The following is a 9195-nucleotide window of genomic DNA, read 5'->3' as shown; positions in this document are numbered from 1 at the left end:
TCCGCCACGGGAGCCTAGCGATTATGTCGGCTGCGGCAATGCGGCGGCTAGCGTCCGGCCGGCTGGCCCTTGGTCGCCGCCACCGCGGTCGCCGGGACTAGCGGCTTCGATCCGTCACCGAGGATGATGAACGCCGCCCAGTAGAAGGGATGCGACGTCTTGGGATCGTCCATCAATTTCTCCTGGGCCTGCTCGAGCGCCAAAGCCAGCGGCTGTCCCGGCGGGGCATTGACCATGCCGCCGATCAGCCGCTTGGTCGCGTCGAACTCGTCCGGCACCTGCCAGTGGCTGGCGACGACCGACCGTGCGCCGGCGCCGACGAAGGCGCGGACCAGCCCGTCCAGCGCATAATTGCCGCCGGTGGCCACGCCCGCCTCGCGGCTGACCGCGGCAGTGGCCGACCCGGCCGTATCGCAGGCCGACAGGATCACCACATCGGCATCGAGCTTGAGGTCGAAAATTTCGCGGAAGCTCAGCAATCCGTCCGATCCGTCGGGCGCGAAGCTGGTGACCAGCGCCGGCCGTGCCGGGCAATCGGGCCGCGGCGCCGTGACCAGTCCATGGGTGGCGAAATGCAACACCCGATACTGGTCGAGACCTTCGCTCGGTTGCAGCAGCGCCTCGTCATTGAAGGCCGCGCCGGTCACCACGCGGCTCTGGGCCGGGCCGAATCGCGCCTCGCCCATTCGGAGCTCGGCTGATGAAATCGGCTGCTGCCACATGGCGATCGGCCAGTCGCATTCGTCGGCCACCGCGGCCATCGGCCGGGTCAGCGCGACCGCATTCTCTCCCAGGCCAAGATAGGCCTGGCGCGCATGGCTTGGCGAAATCGCCCGCATGTCGAGGAAGCTGCGCGGTCCGACCGAAATCGAAACCTCGCGGCCGCGGCCAAGCCAATCGACCCCGGTGAAATCGAACGGATCGGCGTCGGCCTTGGCCGAGCGCGTAGCATAGGCATCGACCCCGGCCTGGCTGGCGGGCAGCAGGTAGGGCGGCAGCTGCAGCATCGGCCCGTCGGGCTCGAAGATCAGATGCTTCAAACCCTTCACTTCGGCGTCGACCGGCCCGAACAGGGTCAAATACATCGCCCGCGCCCGCTTCAGGTCGAACGGCTCGGTCACCGCTTCGCCATTCTCGATCCGGACGATGCTGTTGCGGAGCGCGGTAACGTCCGCCGCCATCGCGCCGGCGCCGGTCGCCAGCTTGAACGGCCGCGCCGATCCCTGGCCTGCGCTGATCGCATAGAGCGCGTCGCCGACCACCATCAGCTTGTAATAGCCCTCGCCCGGCCTCAGCGCGGCCTGCAGCTCGCTCAGCTCTACCGTCTGCGGGCTCAGCACCTTGTAGCGAGGGAAAGCGTTGAGCTGGTCCTGCAGCTTGACCTGCTCGGTCTTCAGCGCCTCGAGGCTCGCCTTGCCGTTGACGATGGCCAGGTCCTGCGAGGCGGTGCGGGCCGGCAACCCTTCCAGCCGCTTGATCTCTGCGTCCTGCCGGACGATTTCGCGGGTCCGCGCCACCGCCAGCCGGAACAGCGCGCTGCCCTCGTCATTGCCGGCCGAATATTGGCGGGCGAGGATCGCCTGGGTCTGCGCCACGCCGGGCCGCTGGAGCAGCTGCGCCGCCCGGAACATCGCCGCCGCCGCCTCGGCCGATCCTTCGCGGGCCAGCAGGTCGAAATGGGGGCCGAGCAAATTCCTCAGAGCAATGGCGCTGTCCGCCGTGGTGGCGCCGCTGGCGACCACCTCATCGAACAGGGCACGGCCGCCGGCCGCGTCACCCGACCGGACCAGGTAGCCGGCCTTGCGCGCCTTGGCCGACAGCAATGCCGGGCTGTCGGGGAAGTTGTCGCGCAATGAGGCAATGGCCGCGTCGAATGCACCGGTCGCGCCCGAACGGTCACCACGGGCTTCCGCCACCAGCGCCCGCTCGACATCGATCTCGCTGAGCAGCCAGCGCGCCGACTGCACCTTGCCCCCGCGCACCGCCAGGATCGCGCCGCGCGCCGCGGCCATCTTCGCATCGGCCTCGTCAAGCTCCTTCTGCTGGCGTAGCGCGATGCCGCTAAGCTCGGTCGCCTGCGCATCGAGGATCGCCGCGCGTTCGGCCGGCGTCAGCGAACTGGTGACGTCGGCCAGCTGCTGGCTGCTGGCGCTGTCGCGGTTGATCGCCAGGCTCAGCGGCGGCGTGATCAGCCCTTCGCGGATCCGTTCCGAATCCTCGACTTCGGCGACTTTCGCGACTTGCGCCGCAAGCGCCGTCAGCGCGTCGGCGGAGCGGCCCTGGTTCAACTGGTTGAGCGCGCGATAATTGCGGATCAGCCGCTGCAGCACGCCGTCACCGCTTGGGCTGGTCGCTCCGGCCCGCGCCAGCAACCGGTCGGCGGCGGCGAAATTGCCGAGGTTCGACTGTTGCAGACCCTGGTTGGCGAGCGCTTCGCCCAGCGCGCCGGCGTCATTGCCGTCGCGCGATGCCAGGCTCTCGAAGAACTCGGCACTTTCCGCGAACCGCCCGGCGTTGTTGCGGACATAGGCCTCCGCCCGCACGCCTGCCGGATCGAGCGAACCGGCCTGGACCCGGGCGAACGCCGCCGGGTCGCTGACCTCGGTCGTCGCGACCTGGATCGCGCCCTTCTGCATCCGGTCGGTCACCACCGATGCCAGCGCCAGCTTCAGCGCCGGATCGTATCCGGCCAGGCCTTCGACCAGATAGGATGTCTTGCCGCGCTGGATGGCGTAGCGGCGATAATCGATCCCCGCCGCCTGGTCACGGCAGGTCAACGCGCGGACCCCGCCGACATTGTCGATGGTCGCCGTTTCCTCGGCCTTGCAGGCCAGCGTCCCGGTCGGCAGCACGCTCTTCTCGGTCGCCGGGTCGATGGCGCGGCGGACCGCCAGCAGGCTTCCGATCGGTCCTGCCGCGTCGCGGCAGGTCAGCTGGTAGCCGCGATCGAACATGCCGGTCAGGCGCGGGTCGGACGGCCGCACCTGGGCCGTGCACAGCACGCCTGAGTCGCCCAGCCGGAAGCTCGACCTGATCGACAGCGGTGGTTCGGCCGCACCGGCCGGAAGCGCCACGCTGGCCAGCAGCAGGAACTGGAGAGCGCGGGTCATTGCTGCTTCTCCTCATTGGTCGGGGGTGTTTCCATCAACCCTGGATTGCCGCTGCCCGAAACCGGGTCGTCGACGTCGCCGGTGCTGGTCAGCCCCGGCGTCGAGCGCATCGGCGTGCCGACCACGTCGGGCGCGTCGGACCCGCCGGCGGCGTCGCTCATCTCGCTGGTGTCGAACAGCGGTTCGGGCGGAACGATCGGGCTGGTGACGCTATCTTCCGGGTCTTCGTCATTGCCCCCGGCCGTCGCGTCATTGCCGCCGTTTGTCTCTTCGTTGCCGAATGGCGGCGGTGGTGCCGTGTTGTCGCCGATAATCGTGATCACGTCCTGGATGCCCGGCGTGGGCGTGCCGTCGGGCGGGATCGGGTTGTTGCCGGTGCAGACACCGCTCAGTAGGCAGCCGTTGATGGTGCTGTTGGCGGTAAAGAAGCCGATATTGTTGGTGTTGATCAGGAAAGTGAGGACGTCGGCTCCGGTCAGCACGCCGCCCGGGGTCATCAGCTGGCCGTTGATGATCAGCTCGACCGGCCCGAACGGCCCTTGCACGCCTTCCAGCAACGGTCCGTCGCCGATGGTCACGAAGCCCGCCGGGGTGGCCGTCGTGCCGGTGTTCTGCACCAGCACCGCCAGCGGCCCGTTGGAGAAGACCTCGATGCTTCCGGCGCGGATTACTCCGTTCGGGCGCTGCACCGCGGCCGGCGCGTTGAGGTCGTCCTCATGGCCTGCGTAATTGGGATTGGCCGCCAGCTGGTCGAGAATCGAAGCGCTGGCCGCATGGACCCGATCGGCGGCAATGAACAGCTCGCCGCTGAGGTTGGTGCCGTCGCTGGTGATGTTGATCAGCCCGGTTTCGGCATTAAGCTCGAACCGGTCGGCATGGAACTCAAGCCTGTTGTCGACCGTAAATCCGGTGGCCTGGACGCTGCCGTTGATCCGGATTACGCCGCTGGTGGATTCATTTTGGAAGTTGCCGGTCCCGAACAGCACGCTGCCCGCCGGATCGTCGATCGTGCTGCCGGCCAGCGGGCCGGTGATGGCGAGGTCGCCGATTAGCATGTCGATGGCCGTGGCGGCATTGTCCTGCGCCAAGATCTGCACATTGCCCGCGCTCAACCGGCCGAACTCGGCATTGCTCAGCCGGTAACCGTTCCCGGCCAGCCCGTCGCCGATCAGCGCCTGGGCTCCGTTGGTCGAGATCAGCCGGATGAATCCGTTGTTGCCGGCATCGATCCCGCCGCCGGCGGCAATATCGATGTCGTTGGAGAGCAGCTGGACGTTGGGTGACTGCCACAGGCCGTTCAGGGTCGCGAGGCCGCCGGCGGTCGCGTCGATCGATGTTGCCGCGGTGACCGCGCCGGTGGTAAAATTGCCGCCCGCATCGACCAGCAGGCCGTCGCCCAAATTGGTCGTGCCGATACTGATGTTTCCGCCCGCGTTGAATTGCCCATTTGTCGCGGCGCTCAGCGTGCCGGTGGCGATATTGGTGCCGGCCACCATCAAGATGTTGGCCCCGGACGATTGCACGTTGCCGGTCTGGATCGATCCGCCGCTGCTTGCCTGGACCTGGCCGGCAGAGGAAAGCGCACCGGTCGTGGTCGCCGTCGAGCTATCCAGATAGATGCTGGTCGGAGCGGTGATCGCGCCGGTGCTGATCGACGCCGCGCCGACCTGGATCTGCCCGGTCGAGATGCCACCGGCCACCGTATAGCTGCCACCGCTTCTCAGTGGATTCGTCCCGAATACCAGGCTCGGGTCGAAATTGTCCGTCCCACCGGCATCGATGAACATCTGCACATCGCCGTGATAGACGCGGCCGTTGTTCGGCGTGGTGATCGAGGCAATATTGGTGTTGCCGCCGATCAGCGTCATGACGGTGGTCCCGGCGTTGAGCGTGCCCGTCGTCAGGTTGGCCATCGACGCAAAGCCGATGGCTTCGTCGGCCGCGACATTGCCGACGCTGATCGAACCCTGAGCGGCGATGCCGACCGCGAAGCCATTCTCGGCTGCGCCGCCGGTCTGCAGGATGCCAACATTGATGTTGCCCAGCGTGACCGTCCCGCCGGCATCGCCGCCTGCCTTGGTACCGGCAATAATGCTGCCGCCGGTCACCGATCCGCCGGCGCTGAAGTCGAAATCATCCGCGCTCACATCGGCAAAACCTATGTTGCCTGGCGCGTCGAGGTTGATGGTGGTCCCGGCCGTCAAATTGGCGAGAATGAGGGCGCTATTGGCGGACTCGGCGGTGATGAATGTGCCAGCGTTGATGTCGTCGGCGGTGAGGCTGCCATCGGCGAACAGCTGGACATCGCCTCCCGCGTCGACGGTGCCGGCGATGAGGGCGCCGCCTCCGGCGCTGGCAGACACGAATGTGCCGGCGTTGAGGTTGCCGGTGGTGATGGCGCCCAGCGGGGCGTTCAATCCGATGAACGTGCCGGCGTTGATCGCGCCGGTAATGATATTGCCGTTGGTCGAGTTGATCAGCGCCTGCTGGCTGCCGGCATTGACCGTGCCGAGCGTGATGTTGCCGGCGCCATTCACCGCAACCAGCGTCGCACCGCGCAGATTGCCGGCGTTGATGGTGCTTCCCGCATTCAGTGCCAGCGGCCCGCCGATCGACCTGACATTGTCGACATCGATCAGGCCCGGCGCGGTGAAGCCGACGCCGTTCTGGCTGATCATATGGCCGTCGACGATCAGGTCCTGACCGGTCGTCAGGAAGATGTTGTTGGCCGAGAAAGTTCCCAGCGTGGTCGGCGCCGGCTGCGTATTGTCATGGATGAAATTGTCGCCGTCGACGATGATTTGCGCCGCGCTCATTGTGGCATTGTCGGCCCACATCGCCACCGACCCGGGGGTCTGGAAGGCAAAGTTTCCTGCAATATTGACGCTGCCGTTACGGATCTCGATGTAACTTGGCGTCGCGTTGACCGATCCGGCGTTGAAGGCATCGGCCTGGGTCACCAGGCTCACGCTGTTGATCGTGGCGTCGCTGTTCAGCACCTTGAACTGGTTGCCGCCGATCGACAGGGACAATCCATTGCCGGTCCCGCCCGTGCCGCCGGTAGCGATGGCCGTACCGGTAATGTTGCCTGCGGTCAGTGTTGCGCGCTGAAGCGGCAGGTTGAAGCGGTTGGTGACCAGCACGCCGATCGCGCCGGCGGTCGCATCGCCGCCGTCGCCATTGGGGTCGTCTGGCGACAGGCCGCCGTCGCCGCCGGTCGCCGACGCATCGAGCTGCACGTTGCCGACGGTAACCTGCGACCCGCGAACCAGCAGCACGCTGGCGCCGCCGAATGCGTCGCCGCCACTGCCGCCGATACCACTGACCGTCCCTAGCGTGCCGTCTCCTCCGGCGCCGCCGGTGGCGGAGGCAAATTCGACGATGCTGGTATAGCTTGCTGTCCCGTTGTTGGCGCCCTGGGCGAAATTGGTGTTGCCGCTTTCGGTGCCGACATTGATGAAGCCGCCGTTGGCCTGGCCGCCATTGCCGCCATTGCCGCCATTGCCGCCGTCGCTGTTGCCGCCGGCGCCACCAGCTCCGCCTTCAGCCGTAGCGGAAGCAATCACGACACCGGCAGTGACATGACCGCTGCCTGCAGCGGCGGTGAGAACCAGTCGGCCGGCCGTCGCCGAGCCGCCATTCCCGCCATCGCCCGCGCTGCCGCCACTCGACCCGGTGCCGCCCTGGCCGCCGAACGCATCGGAAGTCATGATGACATCGCCCAGCTGGATTACGCTCGGCCCAGTGTCGCTGTTGGCGGCGTGGATATTTGGACCCCCGCCGATCAGGCCCGCCTGCCCGCCGGCCACGGCATTGCCACCATCGCCGCCGCCAAAGCCGCCGTCGCCGCCGGTCGCATTAGTGGTGAGCACGGTCAGGCCGTCGACGATGATCGTCCCGCTCTTGGCGAACAGGCTGGCCTCGGTCATTTCGGGCGTCGCCGCGATTTCGATATCCGCCAGTCCGGCGCCGCCGGTGCCGGTGGCGGAAGTGGCAAAACCGCCGTCGCTGGTGGCCGCGACGAACACATCGTCCATCGCATGAACGGTGCCAAAAACGGCACTCAAGTTAGCCACGCCGCCGGTTCCGGTGCCACCGTTAAGGCCATCGCCGCCCTGGCCATTGGCGGTGACAAACACCGGTCCGGTCAGGTCGACGGTGCCGCCCGCCGGGCTGTAGGTCTGGATGACGGCAAAGCCGCCGTGGCCCAGACCGCCGTTGGCGCTGGCAAAGCCGTAGCCGCCGTAGCCGCTGGCATCGATCGTCGTATCGCCGCCGACGGAAGCGGCCGATCCGTCCGCCGCGCCGAGGCTGGCGCTGCCGCCACGGCCGGTTCCGCCGCCTGCGTCGCCTGCCCCGCCGTATCCGGCGGCGACCAGCGCCAGGTCGCTGCTCAGCGTAAGTTGATTGGGCGTGCCGGTATTGGCGTATACGGCCACCGATCCACCGGTGCCATTACCGCCCGTGATGTTGCACGACTGGCACTCGCCGCTGCTGCCGCCAAAGCCCTGGGCCGATCCAAAGACCGGACCAGTGATCGTGAACGTCGATCCGCCGTAGTTGGATTGCAGATACACCTGCCCGCCGGTGCCGTTGCCACCGGCGCCGTTCGAATAGAAATTGTCGCCGCCATAGCCGTCGACGCTGAAGTCCAGGCTGCCGCCGATGGTGACCGTACTGCCGCCTTTGGCCTCGATATACATTGTGCCGCCGGTGGCATTGCTCCCATTCAGGCCGTCTCCCTGCGCGGCCGTGCCATAGGCGTTGGCCGCCAGGCTGACATCACCGCCGATGGTCAGGGTCGAGCCGCTGTAAGCCCCCAATTGCAAATAGTTGCCGGTAACGCCGGTGCCGCTGATGCTGGCATCGGCCGTCAGATTGCCGCCAATCGACAGCGTATGGCCATTGGTCGCGTAAATATAGGTGTCGTCGCCCCCGATCACCGTCAGGTCGCGGCCGAAGCTGATGTTGCCCGTGCTCGTGGAAATGTCCGTGATGCCGGTAAATTGGGCATGGACGTCGCTCGACATGGTCGCTTGGCGGATGTTCAGCGCGACGGTCGATGTGCCGCTTTGGAAGCCAACGCTGCCGCCGCCAATGTCATAGCCGCCCGACAGAATGACGCTGTTGTTCTCGCCGGCCAGGGCCGACGTTGCCGTGTCGAAGCCGATCGACCCGCCGTTGGTGACCAGCATGGTGACCGCGTCATTCTTGGCCACCGCGACCAGATAGGCGTGGTGGTCGGCACCCTCGACCGCGCTGTTGCGGTCGATCGTTCCGCCGTTGACGTCGATTCCGGTCGCGGCGTCGGTGCCGGTGGTCACCTGGATGTCGAACAGCCCGCTGGGAGAGAAGGTGATGGTCGCCGCCTCTGCCGCGACCAGCGCTGCCGCGCCGTCGGTGCGGATATTGCCCCGATGCTCGATGCTTGGCGCGACCAGTGCGACATAGCTGCCTGCGCCGTTGGCGCGGATTGAACCGTCGATCACTGTCGCGGTGCGGATATAACTGTTGGGATCGGTCGCCTGGCCGAAGGTGACGGTCGGGCTCGATCCGCCGAAGCCGGGCATCCAGATCGCGTTGGCCGTTCCGTCGTCGGTGATCGGCAGGGTGGTCAGGCCCAGCGAGCCGACGTTGATCACCGCATTGGCGCCGATGATGATGCCGTTGGGGCTATAGAAATAGACGGTGCCGCCGGTGTTGCCGCCGACCAGCGAATTGATCGTGCCGTTCATGAAGATGGCGTTGCCGGCCGTGCCGGGCGCGACCCGGTTGAGCACGGCGAAATCGCTCGTGCCGCTGAAGGTGGCGGTGGTTCCGCTCGGCTGGAAAACAATCTGGCCGCCCGACGGCGCATTGGTCGTGGTCCAGTTGATCACCGCCTGGGTTTGATTGACGGCGATATTGGTCTGCCCCGGGGTCGACTGGTCGATGGTCACGCCGGTTGAACTGTTGACGATGCCCTGAAGGCTTTGCGCCGCGGCGGGCGATGGGCCCGCCACCAGTGCGACCGCGAGCGCGAGGCTCGAAACCTTGGCTTGGACCGACAGTCTACGCGTCATCACGACCTCCCAAAGGGCTTGTC

General features: G+C 66.9%; 2 protein-coding genes. Both read right to left on the bottom strand.

Going from position 1 to position 9195, the window contains the following annotated elements; translation table 11 throughout:
* Positions 1-47: 47 nt before the first annotated feature.
* On the bottom strand, positions 48-3110 hold the full coding sequence (locus tag Q0C64_RS02930) for a CHAT domain-containing protein (RefSeq protein WP_294120698.1): 3063 nt from the start codon (positions 3108-3110) through the stop codon (positions 48-50).
* Positions 3107-9172 (bottom strand): hypothetical protein, encoded by a 6066-nt coding sequence (locus Q0C64_RS02925; protein ID WP_294120697.1) that lies wholly within the window; start codon positions 9170-9172, stop codon positions 3107-3109. Before Q0C64_RS02925 ends, Q0C64_RS02930 begins: the two co-directional genes overlap by 4 nt.
* Between the last annotated feature and the right edge of the window lie 23 nt (positions 9173-9195).

It is taken from the genome of Sphingomonas sp. (genome assembly GCF_023266535.1).
Classification (GTDB): domain Bacteria; phylum Pseudomonadota; class Alphaproteobacteria; order Sphingomonadales; family Sphingomonadaceae; genus Sphingomicrobium.
Note: the sequence above shows the minus strand (reverse complement) of the source record. Positions and strands in the feature narration are given on the sequence as shown.

Bases quoted from the DNA above. Each gene is read 5' to 3' on its own strand.
- Q0C64_RS02930 (WP_294120698.1), bottom strand. From the start codon at position 3,110: ATGACCCGCGCTCTCCAGTTCCTGCTGCTGGCCAGCGTGGCGCTTCCG.
- Q0C64_RS02925 (WP_294120697.1), bottom strand. From the start codon at position 9,172: ATGACGCGTAGACTGTCGGTCCAAGCCAAGGTTTCGAGCCTCGCGCTC.